This is a genomic window from Providencia sp. Je.9.19, from assembly GCF_051129765.1.
Classification (GTDB): domain Bacteria; phylum Pseudomonadota; class Gammaproteobacteria; order Enterobacterales; family Enterobacteriaceae; genus Providencia.
This window is the reverse complement of sequence record NZ_JBCPSS010000003.1, coordinates 107,558-131,552: the sequence shown is the minus strand read 5'-3', so window position 1 is coordinate 131,552 and position 23,995 is coordinate 107,558. Positions and strand designations below refer to the sequence as shown.

The 23,995-nt window shown below is 40.1% G+C and carries 15 protein-coding genes and 2 pseudogenes; 7 read left to right on the top strand and 10 right to left on the bottom strand.

Going from position 1 to position 23,995, the window contains the following annotated elements; all coding sequences use genetic code 11:
* Positions 1–118: 118 nt before the first annotated feature.
* The 5 genes from aat to trxB all read right to left on the bottom strand — a co-directional run bounded on the left by aat (position 119) and on the right by trxB (position 7,629).
* Complete coding sequence (gene aat, locus AAZR93_RS13160) at positions 119–814, bottom strand: leucyl/phenylalanyl-tRNA--protein transferase (protein WP_434720056.1); 696 nt, start codon at positions 812–814, stop codon at positions 119–121.
* Positions 815–822: 8 nt separating this feature from the next.
* Positions 823–2,565 carry a heme ABC transporter ATP-binding protein/permease CydC gene (gene cydC, locus AAZR93_RS13155; RefSeq protein WP_434720055.1) on the bottom strand — a complete coding sequence of 581 codons (1,743 nt, stop codon included), beginning with the start codon at positions 2,563–2,565 and terminating at the stop codon, positions 823–825.
* A 2-nt stretch (positions 2,566–2,567) separates the two neighbouring features.
* Positions 2,568–4,334: a heme ABC transporter permease/ATP-binding protein CydD gene (gene cydD, locus AAZR93_RS13150; protein ID WP_434720054.1), complete on the bottom strand. Its 1,767-nt coding sequence runs from the start codon at positions 4,332–4,334 to the stop codon at positions 2,568–2,570.
* Positions 4,335–4,737: 403 nt separating this feature from the next.
* Complete coding sequence (locus tag AAZR93_RS13145; RefSeq protein ID WP_434720053.1) at positions 4,738–6,414, bottom strand: DUF7057 domain-containing protein; 1,677 nt, start codon at positions 6,412–6,414, stop codon at positions 4,738–4,740.
* A 252-nt stretch (positions 6,415–6,666) separates the two neighbouring features.
* Complete coding sequence (gene trxB, locus AAZR93_RS13140) at positions 6,667–7,629, bottom strand: thioredoxin-disulfide reductase (protein ID WP_434720052.1); 963 nt, start codon at positions 7,627–7,629, stop codon at positions 6,667–6,669.
* A gap of 549 nt (positions 7,630–8,178) precedes the next feature.
* On the opposite strand from trxB, the gene lrp reads away from it, so the two are divergent.
* From lrp to AAZR93_RS13105, 7 genes and pseudogenes are all read left to right on the top strand, one after another.
* On the top strand, positions 8,179–8,673 hold the full coding sequence (lrp, locus tag AAZR93_RS13135; RefSeq protein WP_004918089.1) for a leucine-responsive transcriptional regulator Lrp: 495 nt from the start codon (positions 8,179–8,181) through the stop codon (positions 8,671–8,673).
* Between the two features lie 401 nt (positions 8,674–9,074).
* Positions 9,075–11,151: pseudogene (locus tag AAZR93_RS13130) on the top strand (DNA translocase FtsK 4TM domain-containing protein); the annotation flags it as partial.
* 89 nt (positions 11,152–11,240) lie between these two features.
* Positions 11,241–12,887: pseudogene (locus AAZR93_RS13125) on the top strand (DNA translocase FtsK); the annotation flags it as partial.
* 106 nt (positions 12,888–12,993) lie between these two features.
* Positions 12,994–13,614 (top strand): outer membrane lipoprotein chaperone LolA, encoded by a 621-nt coding sequence (lolA, locus tag AAZR93_RS13120; protein WP_434720051.1) that lies wholly within the window; start codon positions 12,994–12,996, stop codon positions 13,612–13,614.
* Positions 13,615–13,629: 15 nt separating this feature from the next.
* The gene (locus AAZR93_RS13115) at positions 13,630–14,973 is read left to right on the top strand and encodes a replication-associated recombination protein A (RefSeq protein WP_434720050.1); all 1,344 of its coding nucleotides are present in this window, start codon (positions 13,630–13,632) and stop codon (positions 14,971–14,973) included.
* 112 nt (positions 14,974–15,085) lie between these two features.
* Positions 15,086–16,378, top strand: coding sequence for a serine--tRNA ligase (serS, locus tag AAZR93_RS13110; protein WP_294100236.1), 1,293 nt, complete (start codon positions 15,086–15,088; stop codon positions 16,376–16,378).
* Between the two features lie 202 nt (positions 16,379–16,580).
* Entirely contained in the window at positions 16,581–17,300 is a 720-nt protein-coding gene (locus tag AAZR93_RS13105) for a sulfite exporter TauE/SafE family protein (protein WP_294100235.1), read from the top strand.
* Positions 17,301–17,309: 9 nt separating this feature from the next.
* Here the strand turns inward: AAZR93_RS13105 and AAZR93_RS13100 are convergent, their stop codons facing one another.
* The 5 genes from AAZR93_RS13100 to focA all read right to left on the bottom strand — a co-directional run bounded on the left by AAZR93_RS13100 (position 17,310) and on the right by focA (position 23,924).
* Positions 17,310–18,191: a LysR substrate-binding domain-containing protein gene (locus tag AAZR93_RS13100; protein ID WP_434720049.1), complete on the bottom strand. Its 882-nt coding sequence runs from the start codon at positions 18,189–18,191 to the stop codon at positions 17,310–17,312.
* 166 nt (positions 18,192–18,357) lie between these two features.
* Positions 18,358–19,200: a BPSS1780 family membrane protein gene (locus AAZR93_RS13095; protein ID WP_434720048.1), complete on the bottom strand. Its 843-nt coding sequence runs from the start codon at positions 19,198–19,200 to the stop codon at positions 18,358–18,360.
* Positions 19,201–19,703: 503 nt separating this feature from the next.
* Complete coding sequence (gene pflA, locus AAZR93_RS13090; RefSeq protein WP_294100231.1) at positions 19,704–20,513, bottom strand: pyruvate formate lyase 1-activating protein; 810 nt, start codon at positions 20,511–20,513, stop codon at positions 19,704–19,706.
* Between the two features lie 203 nt (positions 20,514–20,716).
* Positions 20,717–22,999 carry a formate C-acetyltransferase gene (gene pflB / locus AAZR93_RS13085; protein WP_434720047.1) on the bottom strand — a complete coding sequence of 761 codons (2,283 nt, stop codon included), beginning with the start codon at positions 22,997–22,999 and terminating at the stop codon, positions 20,717–20,719.
* Between the two features lie 67 nt (positions 23,000–23,066).
* Positions 23,067–23,924, bottom strand: a complete 858-nt coding sequence (focA, locus tag AAZR93_RS13080; protein ID WP_294100226.1) for a formate transporter FocA — start codon at positions 23,922–23,924, stop codon at positions 23,067–23,069.
* Positions 23,925–23,995: the final 71 nt, after the last annotated feature.

The window sequence follows — 23,995 nt, the reverse complement described above, 5'->3', positions numbered from 1 at the left end:
ATGCCCAAAAACTCGCACTAAGTAAAGAAATGTCGCATTTTAAGGCGATCTTTCTTTGGTAGTGAAGTAATGAAATTATTGTAAAACCAAAATTCATTATTTGAAAAATGGCAGTATTTCAATCGATTGCGGTAACTAACGATTGTGGTAACCAACAGTCAGTGTCAATTGCTTTGTCTCGCCACCGATAAAGAATATGTAAAAAATCCCGACGGGATATTTCTTTTGCACCCATTGAGGCGGTATGGTGGTTAAGTACCTGACAATCAAAAAGTTGCCCATTATAGCGCAAAAAATGAAAATAGAATGTAATAAAAGCAAATTTGGATGCATCATTCATTCTACTGAACATTGATTCACCACAAAATAGGTGGCCCATGCTTACGCCATACAGGCCTCCGACTAGTTTATCGCCGTACCACGCCTCGACCGAATGTGCTAATCCTTCTTTGTGTAAAGCCAGATAACCCGCGCGTACTTCAGGTACAATCCATGTGCCTTCTTCACGGACAGCGCAGGCTTCAATCACTTCTTTAAAAGCATGATTCAGGGTAATTCGATAAGTCTGCTTTTTTAAACTTTTTTTCATCGAGCGACTGATGTGCAAATCGCCAACCATTAGAACAGCTCTTGGGTCAGGAGACCACCATAAAGGCATCTCTTCTGGATTGAACCACGGAAAGATACCATCATAATAAGCCGCTTGCAGTCTTTTCGATGAAAGATCGCCACCAATGGCTAATAATCCATTGGGTTCCCGCATCGCTTCAGACACGGCAGGGAACAGGTATGAATCATCATCTAACTGATACATGATGTGCCTCAGTGCGCTTGTTGAAGCACATGACGCTGGCGAAATTGATAATAACGACCTTGCATTTCAAGCAGCTGTTGATGATTGCCTTGCTCAACGATTTCACCGTTATCCATAACGCAGATGCTGTCCATTTGTTCTAGTCCTTGCATTCGATGCGTGATGACAATCAGCGTTTTATCGGCACATTTCTCTTTTAGCAATGCTAAAATTTGTTGCTCAGTATTTGCGTCTAATCCTTCCGTTGGCTCATCCATTAATACCAGTGGAGTATTATGCAATAATGCGCGGGCAATGCCTAAGCGCCTCTGTTCACCACCGGAGAGCTGGCGTCCGCCTTCACCCATCCAAGCATTTAATTTCAATGTGTTATCTAATAAATTCTCTAATCCAACTTGTGTTAATACTTCATTGAGTTGTGCATCAGAGGCTTGCTCATTGGCCAACAATAAATTATTACGCAAAGTATCACTAAACACATGGACGCGTTGTGGAACTACCGACATCACCGAGCGTAGTGCTTCTTCACTAAATTCGCTAATTGGTTGGTCATTCAAGGTGATGGTTCCACTATCTACATCCCACGCACGAGTAATGAGTTGCAGCAAAGTGGATTTACCACAGCCGGTTTTACCTAGTAGCGCGAGATGTTGGCCTTTTTCTAATGAGAGCGAAACGTTTTTCAGTACCGCAAAAGGCTGCTGTGGATAAGTAAACGAAATATTATCAATAACAAGGCGTTCAAGTTGAGTGATTTGTTTACCATTAGTCGGGAACGTCACTTCAGGCTTGGCTTTCATTAATTGCGAGACTCTAGTCGCGGACGCAATAACTTGTCCCATATGTTGGAACGCAACGGCAACTGGGCCTAGCGCTTCAAAAGCGGCGAGGGCACAAAACACAAACAAGGCAATCAACGCACCGGGCTGTGTGTTACCGCCGACATGTTCAGCGGCCATCCACAGCAATACAGTGGCAGTTAAGCCTGATGCGAACAAAATAATGGCTTGTGATAATCCAGTTAGGCTTGCTTGCTGCTGTTGGCGTGCTTGCCATTTATGTTCAATTTTCGATAAACTTTGACGAAAGCGTGCTGTTGCACCAAATAGGGTTAACTCGGCTTGTCCTTGCAGGGCCGATGTTAAAATAGCACGATAATTACCGCGTAATTCTGTTAATTCCCGGCCAATAGGCTTTCCTGCAAGATAAAACACAAAAGGCATCGTGAATAATAAAAATAGCATCACGCCACCCAAAGTCCACGCAAGGCGAGGATCAAGATAACTCAATCCAAAAATAAGGACAAAGGTAACGAAAAAGGCAGTAATAATGGGGGATAATACGCGTAAATAGAGGTGATCTAAGGTTTCAACATCAGCCACTAATCGATTAAGTAGCTCGCCTTGGCGAAAACGACTGATACCACCCGGGGAAAGCGGTAATACCTTACTAAATGCAAAAACGCGTAAATGTGCCAATACTTTGAAAGTGGCATCATGACTGACTAAACGCTCACCATAACGACCCGCGGTGCGAAAAATTGCAGCACCTCGAACTCCAGCAGCAGGAAGCATATAGTTAAAATAGTAGAGACCTGGAAACCCTGCGATTGCTGTACCCGCTAAAAACCAGCCGGAAAGGGTTAAGAGTCCGATACTGGCAAGCAGAGTTACGATCGCAAGTATGATCCCTAAGGTAATTAAAAACCAATGGCGGCGGTAGAGGGCTAAGAAGGGGAATAAAACTCTCATTATCAAAGCTCCTCACTACGATGGGCAAGTAATTGGGCAAAAACACCTTCAGATTGGCTTAGCTGTTTGTAATCACCACGTTGAATGATTTGGCCATTAGCCATCACCCAAATTTGGTCGTAATCGACGGTTTCTTCCAATAAATGTGTCACTAAAATCGTGGTTTGATGTGCTGATAGCTGATTCAGTGTTTGCATAACACGTTGTTCACTGTGAGCGTCAAGGCTGGCTGCGGGCTCATCAAGTAGCAATAAATGTGAAGGTTTCAGTAATACACGAGCTACTGCAACACGTTGCGCCTGACCGACTGAAAGCCTTGCTGCATAGTCACCGAGTCGCGTATTTAGCCCATCAGGTAACATTGGGATAAATTCAGAAACATAAGCCTTATCAATCGCCTGCTGAACTTCTGATTCAGTTGCATCAGGTTTACCTAAACAAATATTTTCGATTAAGGTTTGTTCGGGTAAATGAGGATTTTGTCCAACCCAACCGAGCAATGCTCTCCATTTATCGGGGCAAAGTTGATTTAATTCAATTCCGTTAACGGTAATCGAGCCCTTATACGGTAAAAAGCCAAGTAATAAGTTAAGCAATGAGCTTTTACCTGCGCCACTTTGACCAACCAGAGCGATACGTTGTTGAGGTTTAATATTAAAGTCTAAAGGCCCAGCAAGAAGAACGCTATCATGAGAGTAAATTTCGAGTTGATTCGCCTCAATTTGAATGGGCTCATTATTTAAAATTTTATCTCCCTGTGGTGGTCTTTCTTCTCCTTCACTATTAAGTAAAGTGACTAACGTTTCAGCGGCGCCAACGGCTTGTGCTTTCGCATGATAGTAAGTACCAAGATCACGTAAGGGTTGAAAAAATTCAGGAGATAAAATTAAGGCAAGAAAACCTGCAAATAAAGTAACTGGCAGACCATAGCTACCAAAATTTATTTCACCGAGATAGGAAAAACCAAAATAAACCGCGACAACGGCTATCGATATTGAAGCGAAAAACTCAAGCACACCGGATGACAAGAATGCCATGCGCAAGACTTCCATGGTTCTTGAACGGAAGTCTTCTGTTGATTGCTGAATTTGTTTGATTTCTGCTTTTTCACGGAAAAACAGACGTAAAGTATCTAACCCTCGTAGTCTATCCAGAAAGCTACCACTTAGGCGGCTAAGCGCAATAAAGTTGCGGCGGTTTGCATCTGCTGCACCAAGACCAACTAATGCCATAAAGATAGGGATCAATGGCGCGGTAACAAATAGGATCAGTGCGGCGGCCCAGTTAAAAGGAAAAATAGCAATTAGGATCATAATGGGAACGATCCCGGATAAATACATCTGCGGAAGGTAGCGAGAATAGTAATCTTGCATATCTTCTATCTGCTCAAGAATAATGGTTGCCCAGCTACCTGCGGGCTTACCTTTTACCCAAACAGGCCCAAGTTCTTGCAGTTTATCAAGCACTAGGGTGCGAATTTCTTGGCGTACAATTTGACCACAGCGAAAGCCGGCGCGTTCTCGAACATAAGTGAGAATAGCACGCAGAACAAAAACAGTGATTAATAGAATAAAGGGCGTTAATAGTTGTTCCCGTGGGGTATGTACCATAATCAAAGCTTGTAATATAACGGCTAAAATCCAAGCTTGAGCGATAATAAGTAAGCCACTCACAACGCCTAAGAGCATCGAAATACGTAACCAACGTTTAGCAGGGACGCTGTGCTGCTTTAACCAACGTACCAATTCAATCTGTCTTGATTTATCCATAATGATTTAGTTTGCAGGTGTCATTTTAGAGTAATTGAGTACTGCCAGATTCAGCGCTCGTAGGGCTAAACCTAACAGAGTTTTCTTATATCATAGCAGCTTCCTAACGATATGTTACATAATAAAAGCAGGTTATTTAAATCGTCAATTGTTTGTTATTAACTTGTTTTATAAAGGTAAAATCCAGTAATGGCTTTATTTAATGATAGGGTAAAGATAGTTAAGGATCTTAGTATCTTATTATCGTTATCAAAACATAAATTCAATGTGAGAACATAATCAGGAATGAGAGCAGAGGTTGTGGTTATCGAAAAGACGCTATCAAAATGGCTTAACATATAGTTAGTGATAACGTTTAGTTAAGCCATTTAAATTTACAATTCAAAAAGCTGTTTAAAAATTGTTATTTAACACCGATCTGTTGCCATGGTTTTGTGGTTAGCTTGAATTGCCCTTCTAAGAGCTTATTCCATACCTCATCACGTTCTTGCGTACTATCAAACGAATTTGTTTGCGTATCCACTAGCGTCCATGTATCCGTCGTTTCTTGCCAGACATTACATTCAAATGAGGTGCCCGACGGATATGCTTGGCACATGACAATATCGTCTTTATTATCTTGATTTACATCAGCCATGAAACCAAGGCACATATATGGGCTGTAATAGGATGTACAAAACCATGCGCTACTAATATCATTTCCCATCTCAAACCAACTAGTTGGTAGCTCAGGGCTGCCTTTTGCTATGATTAATACTTCTTGTAAGGATTTTTGCTTTTCTTCTGAATAAGGGTTTGTATCAAATAATTTTTTATATTCAGGATTTTTATTCAGTTGATTAAATGCTTCTTTTCCTTTGGTACCTAAGTTTTTGAAATCATAAGCAAGGGAACTATCAATTTTAATTTTTCCATTTTCAATACCCGCAATAAGGCTGTTGACTGTAATAGCTTTAAAATCAACGAGTGGGCTGTTAATTGCTAAAATAATGGTAATTAAGCCAAGGAGTCCAACCTTGTTGATAGCACCTAATGACAGCATCCATTGTTGCCTTTTACGCATAATAGCAATGCTATAAGCCAGTATTATGAGGGCTAAGAATAATGCGATAGTAAAGGCGTAGAGACGATCAACGCTCCAGCTGTATTGGTTTATACGGGTAAAAATGCCGTATAGCGAAAGTACGGAAAAAACATTTAACAAAAGAATGCTGGTTAAAACAAAACCATTTAGCCCTACAGGGAATTTGTATTGATTGCTCCCATCGCCATAAACAAAGTTAATAAAAACAATATTAAGAGCAATAAAACAAAGCATCGTTCCAGAGCCAAGACCTGTCGAAGGCATTCCGGAAACAATAGAAATCACTAAGCCCACTAAAAAAACAATTGTGACGATATTTAAAAGGGGTAAGAAAAAACGCGCAATATAGCTGGCAAAATTGCTCAGTTGTACGTCTAAAACTGAACGTAAAAAGACCAAACTAATATTAAAGCCGAGTGTGAATCCTACCCAATAAATTATTTCACCATCAAGTAAATTGCTTAGATAGCTTAGGTTCACAATACCAAATAGAAAACTGGCGAGTTTGATTATGGCAGTAGGGAGCCCGCCAATAAACGACGCTAAAATACCTAAAAAAGTATTTTTAATGTAAAAACTCATCAAACAGCTGTAATCAATTTTCCAAGAACCTGTCATTTGACGCATTTGCATCCATGGCAGTAAAAAGAAAAATAAAATTGTTAAGGTGATAAAGGCGACTAGTGGTGTTGCGTCAGAGGCACTGTCAATACCTTGCGCATTCCATATGGTTATCCATGAAGTCAGCGCAATCGCAATAAAAACATTGATATAAAAAGCAACAGATTTTGCGTTAGTGATGAGATAACTGACTATTGATGGAACATATATGGCCAACATCATGGGTAAATAGACAAAAGCTGGGCCGAATTCACTCGTTACGCGGATGGAGTAATCCATTGAGGCATAAATAACAATGCCTTGTACGATGGAAAGAATCGCAACAATTAGATAGGAATAGATACGGATAGATTCCCGTTGTAACTGCTGAACCATATAATTTCCTTGTTTGATATAAAATTGTTATTAGAAAAAGCATAGGATGTTAGTTGACTGAACTATATAAACTTTCTCTTAAAAATGGCTGTTCACAATATTTATAATAGGCAATATGAATATTGTGAGACTAAATTTCTATTAAGGTAAGGCATAAAAAAAGCTTCAACCTAATTGAGCAAGATTTTCTCAATTGAGTTTGAAGCTTTAAAATCAAATGTGCCAATTTCATGACACAAATTAAATTAGTGATTATTTTTTGTCGGCAAGTCCATCAAGGTAACGTTCTGCATCAAGTGCCGCCATACAGCCTGTACCGGCCGAGGTAATGGCCTGACGATAAATATGATCCATGACATCACCTGCTGCGAAAATACCCTCTACGGACGTCTGAGTCGCATTGCCTTGGGTGCCTGACTGTACATTGATATAGCCATTAGATAAATCAAGTTGACCATCAAAAATACCCGTGTTTGGGCTATGACCAATAGCAATAAAGGCACCCATAACATCAATATCTTCTGTTTTATTGGTTTTGGTGCAGCGTAAGCGCACGCCAGTTACACCCATATCGTCTCCAAGAACTTCATCAAGAGTACGGTCAGTGTGTAGGACGATATTCCCGTTTTGAACTTTATCCATTAAACGGCTAATCAAAATTTTCTCTGCACGGAAGCTGTCACGGCGGTGAATCAGGTGAACTTCTGATGCGATATTCGCAAGGTATAAAGCTTCTTCGACCGCAGTGTTACCACCACCGACAACGGCGACTTTTTGGTTACGGTAAAAGAAACCATCACAAGTTGCACAAGCGGAAACGCCTCGACCTTTAAACGCTTCTTCTGAAGGTAAGCCGATGTAACGAGCCGATGCTCCTGTCGCAATAATTAATGCGTCACAGGTATATTCGTTTTCATCACCGAATAAGCGGAACGGACGTTGTTGAAAATCAACTTTGTTGATGTGATCAGAAATAATTTCAGTTTCGAATTTAGCCGCGTGTTCGTGCATACGCTCCATGAGTCCCGGACCTGTTAGGCCTTCTGGGTCACCCGGCCAGTTTTCAACTTCGGTTGTGGTGGTCAATTGACCGCCTTTTTCGACTCCCGTGATTAGCGCTGGGCTTAAATTCGCTCGTGCGGCGTAAACGGCTGCCGTATAGCCTGCGGGACCTGAACCTAAAATGATCAACTTGCGATGTGTTGTTGTGCTCATGAATTCCTCTTTTATTCTAAAAAAAGCATAACTGCGATTGTAGGAGAAATGGATAATTAACAAAAGTGATTTAAATGCCTCGTCAGTTCCATAGCACTTATTTCTCTGATAGGTAATGCCGAATAAATGTAAAAAAGTGTGTCAAAAAGTAGGGGGCATCACGGAACAGAATTTTTAGGAATTATCTTGAATTGTTGCCGCGAAACGTTTTCCCAGATAAAAAAGCGAAATCTTGTACTGATTTTTATTCATTTTCTTTGACAATCGGCTGCGCATTTGCGAAAACATCTATGTAAGAGTTAATTATCTAGTGGGTCAATGGAAATAGCACCTTTTTGTCCTTGCTGGAAAATTAACTTTACACTACTTACGAATGATAAATTTTGAATACCAAGTAATGATTGTGAACGCTAATTATATTCACGTGAGTTTCAGCATTATGAATAAAATTTGTGCCTGAACACGAATACCTACGTTGAAAAGTATGCCGCGGATGGTGCTGTTTTATAGATATAGAAAATAACAATTAGAGAAAGAGAGATTAAAGAGATGATTGATAATAAAAAGCGTCCTGGCAAAGACCTTGACCGTATCGACAGGAATATATTAAACGAATTACAAAAAGACGGACGTATCTCTAACGTAGAATTATCTAAACGCGTAGGGCTATCTCCAACTCCATGTTTGGAACGTGTGCGTCGTTTAGAAAGACAAGGGTTTATTTCTGGATACACTGCGTTACTGAATCCACACTACTTAGATGCTTCACTGTTAGTGTTTGTAGAAATTACACTGAATCGTGGCGCACCTGATGTTTTTGAACAATTCAATACAGCGGTTCAGAAACTTGAAGAAATTCAAGAATGTCACCTTGTTTCAGGTGATTTTGACTACTTGTTGAAAACGCGTGTGCCCGATATGTCAGCATATCGTAAACTACTAGGTGAAACATTGTTACGTCTGCCAGGCGTAAACGATACTCGTACCTATGTGGTTATGGAAGAAGTTAAACAAAGTAACCGTTTAGTGATTAAAACTCGCTAATAGTGATTTTGATAGACTCATTTCAGCACAGCAATCAGCTTTGTTGTCACCCGCAGTTTCAACGCTGAGTTTACTCAGCGTTGTTCCGTTCTAAATCCCCATTATTTTGTATTTAAATTCTGCATTTGGGTATCAAACTAAATTTTGCTGACATTTTTTTACATCTCTCTTTAAATAAATAGTAAGTATTGATTTCAATTTGTTGATTTTAAAGCTATAAATTTTTAGGAGTTTTGATGCTAAATAGAAATTGAATCATTATTCGTAAGATGAAATACTGAATCCAATCGTATCTATGGTGGGCTAATTTACCTGAATTGCTGCAAAGCACGCATATGACGGTGATTAATGCTAGAATAACCATAATTAAGCAAAGAACATCAGTCAGTAAAGAAATAATAATGAGCCAAGAATATACAGAAGATAAATACATTAAATTCAAAAAACTCAGTAGCGGAAGACGGCTATTAGAGGTCATTTTGCTTGCAATTTGCCTAAGCGCTATTTTTCTCATGGTCGCTTTACTGAGTTTTAGTCCCTCAGATCCGAGTTGGTCTCAGACAACATGGAATGCACCCGTAAAAAATTTAGGGGGCAGTGTTGGTTCTTGGAGTGCTGATATTCTATTTTCGGCCTTTGGTATTCTTGCTTTCGCAATCCCACCGTTATTATTACTTGGTTGCTGGGCCATTTTTCATTACGAAAGCCAGCGTCGTTATGTTGACTTTTTTTCTTTGTCATTACGCTTAATTGGCGGATTGGCACTTATTTTATCTTCTTGTGGTCTTGCTGCTCTTAATTTTGATGATTTACCTAATTTTGCCTCTGGAGGCGTGATTGGTAGCGTATTTAGTACCGCAATAAAGCCATGGTTTAATTCTTTAGGTGCCACATTAGCATTATTATTTTTATGGTCGATTAGCTTTACGTTGTTTACTGGTTGGTCATGGCTGACTATTGCCGAAAAAATAGGTGCAGCCATTTTACTGCCAATTACGCTAATAACGAATCGTGCTCGAGGCGATGATTTAGAAGATTATAATGTCGAAGTTACGGAAGATGCGTTGCAACGTGCTCAAGAAGCTGAACTGCAAGCTAATTATGACGCGGGCCTTATCGATGACGATGACGTACTATTTTCGGCACCGACCGTTGCTGAATTGGTGAGTGAAGAGGGAATATCACAAGTTACGCTTGAACCTATTGTTAATGCTGAGCCTAGCTCCGCGGCTGATGAAATTGTGTCTTCAAAAGAAAACGAGGCTCAAGGCCAAATCCCTTCGTTCTCTGCGGTGGAAGAACATAATACTTATCAGTTTGAAGTGCCTGATGACTATTCACCTCAGGTATTTCAATCGCAAACACATCAGCCACAATCATATCAGTCACAGCAAAGCCCGCAGCAAGCTGAAAATAGGTACTCATCGTTCTCAAATCATGACGAGCAGCCTATTGATAATACTGAGCCGCCATTATTTGCAGCCGCTGATGAATTTAATCAGCCATATAATCAATTTCAACCGCAAACAAGTACTGATCCAATAGCGGTGCCAGAGCCTACAACGACACCAGAAAAAAATCATTTTGCCAATGAGATAACGAATTCAAATACTTTTGCTTCGCTAGCATCATATTCTGCCTTTGCATCTGCGCCTGTTGTGAGTGATGTCGTGCCAGAGATAAACATGCAATCGGTGACAGACCGCTTAGCGAATCCAGCTGCATTAGCCGCAGCAGGCATTTCTATTTCAGCCCTTGACCGTCACGCGCAAATTAAGCAAAACGCTGAGCCTGAATTGCCTCGCCCAAATCCAGTGCGATTGCCAACTCGACGTGAACTATATGGGATAAACATTCCGTCGCAACGTGACGCTGAACTTCAACGACGTCAAGAAGAGGCTTTACAACGTGAGCAAATATATCAGCAATGGTCTTCAAGTGACGAAGACACACAAGCATTGAATGATGAGAGTGAATCAGAAGATTTATTGCGAGCGCAATTTTTGCAGCAGCAACGCGATCGCTATGGTGAGATAAATGAAACCGATTATGAAGCACAACCTCTGGTCTCTGACGCAGTAAATCAAAATGAACCTACAATCGATACTTCAGCTGCTGAAATATCAGTAACACCGTTTACTCAACCTGAGATTGAACATCGTTGGGCATCTTCATCTTCTGCGTTTTCAACCGTGACACATACAATTCCTGCCGCAGAAACATTGACACATACAATTCCTGCCGCAGAAACATTGACACATACAATTCCTGCCGCAGAAACATTGATAGATACAATGGCAATCAAAGATGCAAACACAATCGATAATAATGTGTTTTCTGCTCAACTCGAAGATGAAGATCACGACATAGAGCCAAGAATCGATTTGAGTAAATCATTCTCTGTGCTTGATAGTTTTTCACCGGTTGAAGATTTGGTTAACGATGAACCCGTCGATCCGTTATTTATGCCGTCGTTTAGTGCCGTAATGGCAGATGAACCTCAAGTGAATAGTCAAAATAATGTTGATTTTGGGATTGGCAATCAGTCAACTCAGGCACATACTTTTGCGCAGCCACAGCAGCCACAGCAGCCACAGCAGCCACAGCAGCCACAGCAGCCACAGCAGCCACAGCAGCCACAGCAGCCACAGCAGCCACAGCAGCCAAGACAAGATAGCTTATTTCACCCATTCTTGGTACGTAATGACCAGCCATTACCGAAACCAACAACACCGATGCCTTCTTTGGATTTATTAGCTCGTCCGCCAGCGCAAGAAGAGCCGGTGGATATGTTCAAATTAGAACAAACTGCGAGATTGATTGAAGCACGATTAAACGATTATCGAGTTAAGGCTGAGGTCGTAGGTTTCTCTCCAGGTCCTGTTATTACTCGCTTTGAACTTGATTTGGCACCTGGGGTTAAAGCTGCTCGAATTTCGACATTATCAAGAGACCTCGCACGTTCATTGTCAACAACCGCAGTCAGGGTGGTTGAGGTCATACCGGGTAAACCTTACGTTGGCCTTGAATTACCGAATGAAAAACGTCAAACCGTTTATTTAAGTGAAGTATTAGATTGTGATGACTTTAGAAAAGACCCATCGCCACTCACTATTGTCTTAGGTAAAGATATTGAAGGTGAGCCAGTTGTTGCTGACTTGGCTAAAATGCCACACTTATTAGTAGCAGGGACAACCGGTTCGGGTAAATCTGTTGGGGTCAATGCGATGATCCTCAGTATCTTATATAAATCTAAACCTGAAGATGTTCGTTTTATTATGATAGATCCAAAAATGTTGGAGCTTTCTATTTATGAAGGTATCCCACATTTATTGACAGAAGTTGTAACCGATATGAAAGATGCAGCAAATGCATTGCGTTGGTGTGTCAATGAAATGGAACGTCGCTATAAACTCATGTCTGCGCTCGGGGTACGTAACCTTGCAGGTTATAATGATAAAATTAAAGCTGCTGCGGATATGGGACGCCCAATACCGGATCCACATTGGAAACCAAGTGACAGCATGGAAATCGAACATCCAATGCTGAAAAAAGAGCCATATATTGTGGTGATGGTGGATGAATTTGCAGATCTGATGATGACTGCGGGCAAGAAAGTTGAAGAACTGATCGCTAGATTAGCGCAAAAAGCACGTGCTGCGGGTATTCACCTTGTCCTTGCAACACAGCGACCTTCAGTGGATATAATTACTGGTTTAATTAAGGCTAATATCCCAACGCGTATCGCTTTTACGGTTTCAAGTAAAATTGATTCACGTACTATTTTAGACCAAAGTGGCGCTGAATCTTTGTTGGGGATGGGGGATATGCTCTATTTGCCACCAAACTCATCAATTCCTGTGCGAGTTCATGGTGCATTTGTGCGAGACCAAGAAGTCCATGCGGTCGTTAACGATTGGAAAGCACGTGGTAAGCCACAATATATCGATAATATTACAACCTGTAGCGATGATAGCGAAGGCGGTAGTGGTTATGATAATGGTGAAGAAGAACTCGACCCATTATTTGATCAAGCAGTAGAATTTGTAGTTGAAAAACAAAGAGTTTCAATCTCTGGTGTTCAGCGTCAATTCCGTATTGGTTATAACCGCGCAGCGCGCATTGTAGAGCAAATGGAAGCTCAGCAAATTGTCAGCGAACCGGGGCATAATGGTAATCGTGAAGTATTGTCTCGACCTTCAATGGGGCATTAATCGTTTTATTGAGTGTGAATAATTTACCCCTTCAATTGTTGGTTTAACTCAAGGGGTGTATAAAGATATAACGCCTCTTGAGGTATAAATTTAAGGTCTTTTTTCGATGAAAAAAATGATGTTATTAGGCGCATTAGCCTTTAGTTTAAATATTGGCCAAGTACTGGCTGATGCGAGTCAAGACCTTCAGGAACGACTGAATAAGGTCAATAGTTTTCAAGCTAGCTTTTCACAAAAAGTCACCAGTCCTGAAGGTGATCTTATCCAAGAAGGTGTGGGTGAACTATGGCTTGAGCGACCAAACCTATTTAATTGGAATATGACATCACCAGATGAAAGCGTTTTAGTCTCTGATGGTAAAAATCTTTGGTTTTATAACCCATTTGTTGAACAAGTGACTGTTACCAACTTATCTGATGCTACGCAAGATACGCCATTTTTATTAATTACACGTAATGACCCAAGAGATTGGAAGCAGTATTCCATTATTCAGCGGGGTAATACGTTTGATTTAAAACCAAAGCAAACCAATGGCACCTTAAAAGGCTTTTCGATTACCGTTTCACCTCAGGGTACTATCGAAAAATTTGCAGCTGTTGAACAAGACGGTCAAACCAGTGCTTATCAGTTAAAAGAACAAAAAAATGGTCATGTAGATCCAAGCAAATTTAAATTTACAGTGCCAAAAGGCGTTACGCTAGATGACCAACGCTCAGGAACTAAATAGTAGTAAGAGGAAATAGTGGGCAACCTGTCTCTCGATTTTTCACAGAACGAATTTCAACCTTTGGCTGCGCGTATGCGGCCAGAGTCACTTGAACAATATATCGGACAAAAACATTTATTCGCCGAAGGTAAACCTTTACCTCGTGCAATAAAATCCGGTCACTTACATTCAATGATCTTGTGGGGACCTCCGGGAACAGGTAAAACGACATTGGCCGAGATTATCGGTCACTATGCACAAGCTGATATTGAACGTATTTCTGCGGTAACGTCGGGTATTAAAGAAATCCGAGAATCAATAGAAAAAGCACGCCAAAATCGAAGTGCAGGGCGTAGAACAATTCTCTTTGTTGATGAAGTCCATCGCTTTAATAAAAGCCAGCAAGACGCTTTTTTGCCTCATATTGAAGATGGTACGATTACGTTTATTGGTGCCACCACAGAAAATCCTTCCTTTGAATTAAATTCAGCCCTCTTATCACGTGCTAGAGTTTATTTATTGAAGTCATTGGATGAGAACGATATTGAAGAAGTGCTTTTACAGGCCATGGGAGATGCTTCCCGAGGCTTTGGTGGACAAAATATTATTCTACCGGATAGCACAAGAAAAATGATTGCTCAGCTGGTTAATGGGGATGCTCGACGTTCTCTTAACTTACTTGAAATGATGGCTGATATGGCAGAATCGGATAGCCATGGTCAGCGTATTCTCACAGCTGATCTGCTCAAAGAAGTTAGCGGTGAGCGCACGGCGCGTTTCGATAAAAATGGTGACCGTTATTATGATTTAATTTCGGCTTTGCATAAATCCGTGAGAGGCTCAGCGCCTGATGCGGCATTATATTGGTATGCAAGAATTATTACCGCAGGCGGTGACCCATTATATGTTGCTCGCCGTTTGTTGGCGATTGCCTCTGAAGATGTGGGGAATGCAGATCCTAGAGCAATGCAAGTGGCAATTTCTGCTTGGGATTGCTTTACGCGTGTTGGCCCTGCGGAAGGCGAGCGAGCCATTGCTCAAGCTATCGTTTATTTAGCTTGTGCCCCGAAAAGCAATGCAGTTTATACCGCTTATAAAGCGGCGATTAAAGATGCGCAAATGCAGCCGGATTATGATGTACCGGAGCATTTAAGAAATGCTCCGACAAAACTATTAAAAGAGCTGGGAGCTGGAAAAGAGTATCGCTATGCTCATGATGAATTAAATGCTTATGCCGCGGGAGAAAATTATTTTCCAGAAGCAATGAAAGCAACGCGTTATTATTATCCAACCAAACGTGGGCTAGAAACTAAAATCGCAGAAAAACTAGACTGGTTAACCCAACAGGATCAAATTAGCGCCACAAAACGCTATCGCTAATGTGGGCAATGCGGTAAGGTTATAATGTAAAACACATTACTTTTACGTATAGTGCTAGAAGGCACTATATTATTAAGTACTATCAATAACTAACAATGATCACAGGATAAGCATGCTCGATCCCAATTTACTGCGTACGGAGCTAGACGCGGTTGCTGAAAAACTGGCTCGCAGGGGTTTTACCCTCGATGTGGAAAAGCTGCGTGAATTAGAAGAACGCCGCAAAGTTTTACAAGTTGAAACTGAAACACTGCAAGCAGACCGTAACTCTCGATCGAAAACTATTGGTGCAGCTAAGGCACGTGGTGAAGATATTGAGCCATTACGTCAGGAAGTTAACCAGCTAGGTGAGAGATTGGATTCCGCTAAGGTGGAGTTAGACAAACTGCAGCAAGAAATTCGTGATATTACATTAAGTATTCCGAATATTCCTGATGACCAAGTTCCTGATGGTAAAGACGACTCAGAGAACCTTGAAGTTGCACGTTGGGGTGAACCTCGTAAGTATGACTTTAAAGTTAAAGATCATGTTAGTTTAGGCGAATTATCGGGTGGCTTAGATTTTGCGGCTGCGGTTAAATTAACTGGTGCTCGTTTTGTGGTGATGAAAGGGCAAATTGCTCGCATGCACCGTGCACTGGCTCAGTTTATGCTTGATTTGCACACAGAACAACATGGTTATCTTGAACTTTATGTTCCGTATCTTGTTAATCACGATACTCTGTATGGTACTGGTCAATTACCTAAATTTGGCGAAGATCTTTTCCATACTAAGCCTCTTGAAGAAGAAGCGGATAGCAGCACTTATGCATTGATCCCAACGGCAGAAGTTCCGGTAACTAACTTGGTTCGTGATGAAATTTTGGATGAAGAATCACTTCCTCTAAAAATGACAGCACATACACCTTGTTTCCGTTCTGAAGCTGGCTCATATGGTCGCGATACTCGCGGTCTTATTCGTATGCATCAGTTTGATAAAGTTGAGCTTGTACAAATTGTTCATCCAGAAAAATCTATGGATGCATTGGAAGAGCTAACTGGCCATGCAGAGAAAGTTTTACAACTACTGAACTTGCCTTATCGTAAAGTGCTCTTGTGCACAGGTGATATTGGCTTTGGTTCACGTAAGACTTACGATCTTGAAGTCTGGTTGCCAGCACAAGATACGTATCGCGAAATCTCATCTTGTTCAAATATGTGGGATTTCCAAGCGCGTCGTATGCAAGCTCGTTTCCGTGGTAAAAACGATAAGAAACCTCAACTGGTTCATACGCTGAATGGTTCAGGACTTGCTGTTGGTCGTACTCTAGTCGCAGTACTTGAAAACTACCAATTAGCCGATGGTCGTATAGAAGTACCAGAAGTATTACGTCCATATATGAAAGGCTTAGAATATATTGGTTAATATCGTTATTTGCTTATCAGCAACGTATTAATAACCCATATTTCAAATCAAACCGTCACTTTTTAAGTGGCGGTTTTTTATTTATCAACAAACGTTATCCTTCTCAGTTTTTTCCTGACTCCTCCTAACTATTTTCCATATAGGTATTTATTATAAGTACGATTACGCTTGCGTGATAAATTAATAGCTTGTAGAGAATATAATGGAAATAGTAATCGGTGTTTTTTTATTAGCAGGGTTCATTAAAGGGGTGATTGGCTTAGGGTTACCAACCATAGCCATGGGGTTGCTGAGTATAACCATGGAACCGATAATCGCAGCAAGTTTACTTATTATTCCTTCATTTGTGACTAATATCTGGCAACTTTGCATTGGGCCTAAATTTGGGGTGTTAATCAAGCGATTTTGGCCTTTTATTGTGGGCGTTTTTATCGGGACTTTTTTTAGTTTTTTACCACCATTGACGTCAGACTCTTCATGGACACTACCCTCATTGGGAGTCATGTTGTCTATTTATGGAATATGGGGAATTACTGCAAAAAGGTTACCTGTTATTAATCGTCATTCTGAAAAAAAACTTTCGCCTATTATTGGTTATCTTACTGGTGTAATAACTACCGCTACGGGAGTTTTTGTGATCCCAGCTGTTCCTTATTTACAGTCACTTCAATTAAATAAAGATGAATTAATTCAGACTCTTGGTTTAGCATTTACTGGTTCTACAATTGCATTGGCTATACAGCTTTTATTGAGCCAACAACTTGGTGGTATCAATTATTTATTATCGGCTATCGCGTTAATACCTGCGATTATTGGAATGTATATAGGACAATATTTACGAAGTAGAATCAGTGAAATTATGTTTCGCCGATGTTTTTTTGCTGGATTGATCTTATTAGGTAGTTACATGACATTAGAGTAAAAAATACTTTTAGTTAGCAATAAACTGAATAAACTCATTGGTGTATTCGGGGAGTTCGTTGAAATTTCGGGCACAGATGACTAATTTACGTTGTGCCCAATTATCCGTGAGAGGGATAGCTTTAGTTGTTTGAGAATCGGAAAACCGGTTAGCGGCATATTTTGGAATAATGGCAACACCTACACCATTACTGACTATTTGCATAATAGCATCGATGGTTGGCATTCTGACTCTGTAGCTTAGGCGCTTACCGAGTTGTTGGGCATGTGCATCGATATGTTTCTGTAAAGTGATACCTTCAGTTAAGCCTACAAACTCGGCTTCAGCAATATCAGCAAAAGAGATATTTTTGTATTGTGCCCATTGGCTATTTTTATGAGCGAAAACAATTAGTTCATCGTCACAAAGTGGGTAAGTTTCTAATCCTCTTAAGTCAGTAGAGTCGGCCACAATACCTAAATTGGCAAGGCGATTTTTAATTGTGCTCACTATATCTGAACTCGACATTTCTTTAACAGAAATTGACATGTTTGGCTGTTGTTGTAAATAAGCGCCAACTCGTTTAGGTAAAAATTCCATTTGGGCGGATGAATTGCATAAAATATTAATATGACCTCGTAAGCCTTGGTTATATTGCCTTAATTCACTGCGCATATGTTCGAATTTTTGCAAGATAACATGCGCATGTTCAGATAATGAATACCCTGCGTTTGACAATGAAATACCTTTCGTTGAACGAGTGAACAGCAATACACCTAACTCATTTTCCATTCCACGGATACGCTCACTTGCTGATTGTAACGTTAAATTAGATAACGAAGCGCCGCCAGTAATACTCCCTGCTTCTATCACATTTAAAAATAAACGAAGGTCAGTCATATCAAAACGCATAACAATGAATACTCCATTTCTAATGAAAGAATATTATTGGTTTAGTTAACAAGGTTTAGTGTATCAAGAGAGGGAAAGTATGATAAGAAAAAGCGGTAATAATTTAATATTCCCGCTTTGGTGTATCTTTTATTAATCTAATTTCGTACTTTAGATTAATTTTATCTTATTGAATAATAGAATTATTCTGTGGTGCTTGAGTGTTCATTTTTGCTGTTTCCGCAAAGAATAAGCTGCGGTAGCTGCTGTAATAAGCCACATACATAATAGGCATAGAGATTAATAAACCTAAGCCTAAAGGAATAACAGAAATAATAACCAAAATGGCCAGCACGATAAAGAATAGGATACCCGGTAAGATATTTTTCTTAACAGCCTGTAAGCTTGCAGAAATTGCCTCGCCTACTTTGAATTCGTGGTTCATGATCAGAGCAGGTGCAAACCAAGTTAATGCCGTACCCACTAATGCAGCAATACCCATAACGATAGCTGCAATAGCGAATGTGCCAGAAGAGGCAAAAATAGCCGCATCTGAAGGGCCACCGTATTGATCAGCTTCCATCATGAGACTAAAAATAGCAGAACCACCAATAATAAAGGCGATTATCATTCCAACAAGATTAGCGGCGAAGTTAATTGCACCAACAGCAAATAGTGCACCGAATTTTTGTTGGAACCCAGCAAATAGTAAACCAATTTCTGCTTGACCTGTTTTACGTTGATTTTCACAAATCGCAATGATACCACCAAGAAAAATTGGGGTAATGAAAGTGATCAGTAAATTTAAAAATGGGATCATGGATACGATGAAGATAAGGGCAAATAATACGATGTTGATTAAGACCCACATTCCCAATTTTTCTTTAACGAGAGACCAGGATTGACTGATCCAGTTAACACCTTCACCTGCATCAACTGCACGTGGTTGGTTAAGAAAAACCAACGTATCAACGGAAGGCGTATTTGTTGGTGCAGGGGAGTTGCCTGCATTAAAATTGTCATTATTCATGATAAAGAAGGAACCTATTAGTAGTATAAAAGTAGTAGTGTGAAAGCAATATTATTAATTTTAAATGAAATTTAGAAATTATTCTGTGTAAAATCGATGCTATTAATACTAAAAGTCATCAACACTAGTATGTCGATATGCGGCAGCATTATAAAGCAGACTATTCTGGTAAGGTATGATTGATTAAAATTTTCCTATATAAACTATATTAATAGTTTATATAAAGTTAGCACAGAATTTTATAAAGTTTAGTTGTAATTAATGGGGAACTTTAAGTTATAAATTCTTATTCAATGAGATTAAAACTCATTAAAAGAGCTATTAATTATCATTGTTAGTATTATTTTTGATGTAATGGGTTAATTGCTATCCGAATTGGAAGAGGGAAATGGCAGTCATGCAAACGGATTCTTTATTGCAGCCGATATATTTAGTGAGTAGTGTGTTGTTTATCTTCAGGGTGTAAAAGTGTTCTAGGCCCTATACAGAGCCTAGAAATAATTTTAATAAATAACCTTATGGCCATAACTTTCAAGGATATTTTTTACGCGTTCCATGACTTCTTTGGATGGAGGTTTTACGCCATCTAGCTTGTACTCTTCACCCATGGTTTCCCATTTATGTTTGCCGAGCTCATGGTAAGGCAATAACTCAAATTTTTCGATATTAGTCATATCTTTGGTAAATTCACCTAATAAATGCACCGAATGGTCATCATCGCTCCAGCCTGGCACAACCACATAACGCACCCAAGTTTTTTGATTACGTTTTGTGAGATAGCGGGCAAACTCAAGGGTACGATGGTTCGATACGCCGACTAATTTTTGGTGAATATCATCGTTAATTTGCTTTAAGTCAAGCATGACTAAATCGGTTACATCCATCAGCTCATCGATAACCGGATCGTAACGACGTACAAAGCCATTGGTATCTAAGCAAGTATGAATATTTTCTTGTTTGCAGGCGCGGAACCAATCACGAACAAATTCTGCTTGTAAAATAGCCTCACCACCAGATGCCGTAACACCACCGCCAGTTGCATTCATAAAATGGCGATAGGTGACAGCTTCTTTCATCAGTTCTTCAACCGTCACAATTTGGCCGGTATGAGTGTCCCAAGTATCGCGATTATGGCAATACAGACAGCGCATTAAGCACCCTTGAAAGAAAACGATGAATCGTATACCAGGACCATCGACCGTACCGCAGGACTCAAAAGAGTGGATGCGGCCAAACGTCGCAGGAGGGGCTGTTATTGAAAGACTCGTTGTCGGGATAGTGTCAGCAGTTGGTATTATATTTTTTGTCGACATAGCAGGAACTCCAAAATATCCGTCATAATTTAAATTGTTGGATGATTAGCTGTGCTCAATTAAGTTACTTGGCTTACATACTGATGTATGTTTTTTCAAGCTATTCTTGTTTACCACTAACTACAATTAAATTATTTCGGTATAGCTAAAAAAGCCCCAAAAATCAGGGGCTTTTAATTTATTTTAACTTCTTAAGCTAATTATTACATTGAACTTGTGAAAGTACGAGTAATAACGTCTTGCTGTTGTTCTTTAGTTAGTGAGTTAAAACGCACTGCATAACCAGAAACACGGATAGTCAATTGTGGGTATTTTTCAGGATCTTCCATCGCTTCTAACAGCATTTCACGATTCATTACGTTGACGTTTAAATGCTGACCGCCTTCGATAGATGATTCGTGATGGAAATAACCATCCATCAGACCCGCTAAGTTGGTTTTACGAACATCATCATCTTTACCTAACGCATTTGGTACGATAGAGAAAGTATAAGATATACCGTCTTTTGCGTAAGCAAATGGTAGTTTAGCAACAGATGTCAGTGATGCGACAGCACCTTTCTGGTCACGACCATGCATTGGGTTAGCACCTGGTCCAAATGGTGCGCCAGCACGACGTCCATCTGGTGTATTACCTGTTTTCTTACCATACACAACGTTAGATGTGATAGTTAGGATTGACTGAGTTGGTACCGCATTACGGTAAGTATGTAGTTTCTGAATTTTCTTCATGAAACGTTCAACTAGGTCACAAGCAATATCATCAACGCGTGAGTCATTGTTACCGAACTGTGGATATTCGCCTTCAATTTCGAAATCTACAGCGATACCGTCTTCGTCACGGATAGGTTTAACTTTTGCATATTTAATTGCAGACAATGAGTCAGCTGCAACAGATAGGCCAGCGATACCACATGCCATTGTACGATATACATCACGGTCGTGTAGTGCCATCAGAGATGCTTCATAGCTATATTTATCATGCATATAGTGAATGATATTTAGTGCAGTGACATACTGAGTGGCTAACCAATCCATAAAGTGGTCCATGCGATCCATTACAGTATCGAAATCAAGGACTGCATCTAAGATAGGTGCATGCTTAGGACCAACTTGCATTTTCAGTTTTTCGTCAATACCACCATTGATGGTATACAGCATGGTTTTCGCTAAGTTAGCGCGAGCACCGAAGAACTGCATTTGTTTACCAACAATCATTGGGCTTACGCAACATGCGATAGCATAGTCATCATTGTCGAAATCTGGACGCATCAGGTCATCGTTTTCATACTGAACTGATGAAGTATCGATAGAAACTTTCGCTGCATATTTTTTAAAGTTCATAGGCAGTTTTTCTGACCACAGGATAGTCATGTTCGGCTCAGGAGATGGGCCCATGGTATACAGTGTGTTCAGGAAGCGGAAGGTACTTTTGGTCACTAAAGTACGACCATCAAGACCCATACCACCTAATGATTCAGTTGCCCAAATTGGGTCACCAGAGAACAGTTCATCATACTCAGGAGTACGTAAGAAACGTACCATACGTAATTTCATGACCAAATGGTCAATCAATTCTTGAGCTTGTTCTTCTGTGATTTTGCCTGCTGCAAGGTCACGTTGAATATAAGTGTCTAAGAAAGTCGATACACGACCAAATGACATTGCTGCGCCATTTTGTGATTTAACTGCGGCTAAGTAACCGAAGTAAGTCCACTGAACAGCTTCTTGTGCGTTAGTTGCAGGAGCTGAGATGTCGTAGCCATATTTAGCAGCCATCTCTTTCATTTGACCCAATGCACGATGTTGTTCAGCAATTTCTTCGCGCAATTGGATAGTCATTTCCAAATCGTCGCCTTGCTCTAATTTAGCTTGCAACGAAGTGAATTGACTGAATTTGTCTTTCATCAGGAAATCAATACCGTATAGCGCAACGCGACGGTAGTCACCAATGATACGGCCACGGCCATATGCATCAGGTAAGCCTGTTAAGACACCTGATTTACGACATTTTAAAATGTCTGGAGTATAGACATCGAAAACACCTTGGTTATGTGTTTTACGGTAGTCAGTGAAGATTTTTTTCAGGCTTGGATCTAATGTACGATCGTAAGCTTTACATGAACTGTCAACCATTTTGATACCACCGAACGGGATAAGACCACGTTTCAGAGGTGCATCGGTTTGAAGGCCAACAATTTGTTCTAATTCTTTTGTGATATAACCAGCATCATGGGAAGTGATAGTTGAAGCAACATCTGTATCAAAATCAACCGGAGCGTGAGTACGGTTTTCGATTTTGATCCCTTCCATGACTTTATCCCATAATGCATCTGTTGCTGGGGTAGAGCCTGCTAAGAAAGATTCATCACCTTCATATGGAGTGTAGTTTTTCTGGATGAAGTCACGTACGTTCACGTTATTCTGCCAGTCACCTTGATTAAAACCTTGCCATGCTAAAGCGAATTTTTCATTTAACTCGGACATGATACTTTTACCTTTTAACAATGGATCTTTGTGAGATCTTAATGAATCTTTTGTGTGTTAGTAGCGATTAATGTTTTTGGCTACTACGTAAATGCATTAACCAATAAACTAGGCCGACTAATAAAGCGCCGCCAATAATATTTCCGATAGTTACTGGAATGAGATTTTCTGTAATAAAGTTTCCTACCGTAAGATGTGAAAACTGATCAGGAGACATATTGATCTGAGTCCAATACTCAGCAGGAGCAAATTCTTTAATCATGATACCAAGCGGTATCATAAACATGTTAGCGATACTGTGTTCAAATCCACTAGCAACAAACATTGCGATTGGCATAATTAAAACTAACAGTTTATCTGTCAAACTACGACCTGCATAGCTCATCCAAACTGCTAAACAAACCATTAAGTTTGCTAAAATTCCTAAAGCAACAGCTTCAACAAAAGTGTGATGGAGTTTATGACTAGTTGTTTGTAGTACATTCAATCCCCATTGACCATTAGCCGCTGTGTATTGACCCGCAAACCAAATCAGTGCCACAAAAAATAATGCGCCAATTAAGTTACCGATATAGACATTAAACCAGTTTAGCAGCATTTGCCCCCAAGTGATCTTGCCTGATGCTTTAGAAACAATAGTAAGTACAGTAGAAGTGAAGAGATCGGCACCACACACAACAACTAACATTAACCCAAGGGAGAAGCAAATCCCACCAATCAGTTTGGTAAAACCGAAGGGAGCCTCAGCTGCACCTGTTGTTGCAGTGATATAGAATACAAAAGCGATAGAGATAAACATACCGGCAGTAAATGCTGACAAGTAGGTAATTGCAGGATGTTTATTTGTTTTATAAACACCAGAATCATCTGCGACCTGGGCCATTATAGCAGGTGGTAATAAATTAAAAGGATTGTCAGCTTTCATACCAACACTCTCTTACAAAGTTGATTAATTATAGCACGCAATTATAGTAACAAACGGGATAAGTGAGAAAT

Bases quoted from the DNA above. Each gene is read 5' to 3' on its own strand.
- aat (WP_434720056.1), bottom strand. From the start codon at position 814: ATGTATCAGTTAGATGATGATTCATACCTGTTCCCTGCCGTGTCTGAA.
- focA (WP_294100226.1), bottom strand. From the start codon at position 23,924: ATGAAAGCTGACAATCCTTTTAATTTATTACCACCTGCTATAATGGCC.
- serS (WP_294100236.1), top strand. From the start codon at position 15,086: ATGCTCGATCCCAATTTACTGCGTACGGAGCTAGACGCGGTTGCTGAA.
- lolA (WP_434720051.1), top strand. From the start codon at position 12,994: ATGAAAAAAATGATGTTATTAGGCGCATTAGCCTTTAGTTTAAATATT.
- pflA (WP_294100231.1), bottom strand. From the start codon at position 20,513: ATGTCGACAAAAAATATAATACCAACTGCTGACACTATCCCGACAACG.
- AAZR93_RS13145 (WP_434720053.1), bottom strand. From the start codon at position 6,414: ATGGTTCAGCAGTTACAACGGGAATCTATCCGTATCTATTCCTATCTA.
- cydC (WP_434720055.1), bottom strand. From the start codon at position 2,565: ATGAGAGTTTTATTCCCCTTCTTAGCCCTCTACCGCCGCCATTGGTTT.
- pflB (WP_434720047.1), bottom strand. From the start codon at position 22,999: ATGTCCGAGTTAAATGAAAAATTCGCTTTAGCATGGCAAGGTTTTAAT.
- trxB (WP_434720052.1), bottom strand. From the start codon at position 7,629: ATGAGCACAACAACACATCGCAAGTTGATCATTTTAGGTTCAGGTCCC.
- lrp (WP_004918089.1), top strand. From the start codon at position 8,179: ATGATTGATAATAAAAAGCGTCCTGGCAAAGACCTTGACCGTATCGAC.
- AAZR93_RS13095 (WP_434720048.1), bottom strand. From the start codon at position 19,200: ATGAATAATGACAATTTTAATGCAGGCAACTCCCCTGCACCAACAAAT.
- AAZR93_RS13100 (WP_434720049.1), bottom strand. From the start codon at position 18,191: ATGCGTTTTGATATGACTGACCTTCGTTTATTTTTAAATGTGATAGAA.
- cydD (WP_434720054.1), bottom strand. From the start codon at position 4,334: ATGGATAAATCAAGACAGATTGAATTGGTACGTTGGTTAAAGCAGCAC.
- AAZR93_RS13105 (WP_294100235.1), top strand. From the start codon at position 16,581: ATGGAAATAGTAATCGGTGTTTTTTTATTAGCAGGGTTCATTAAAGGG.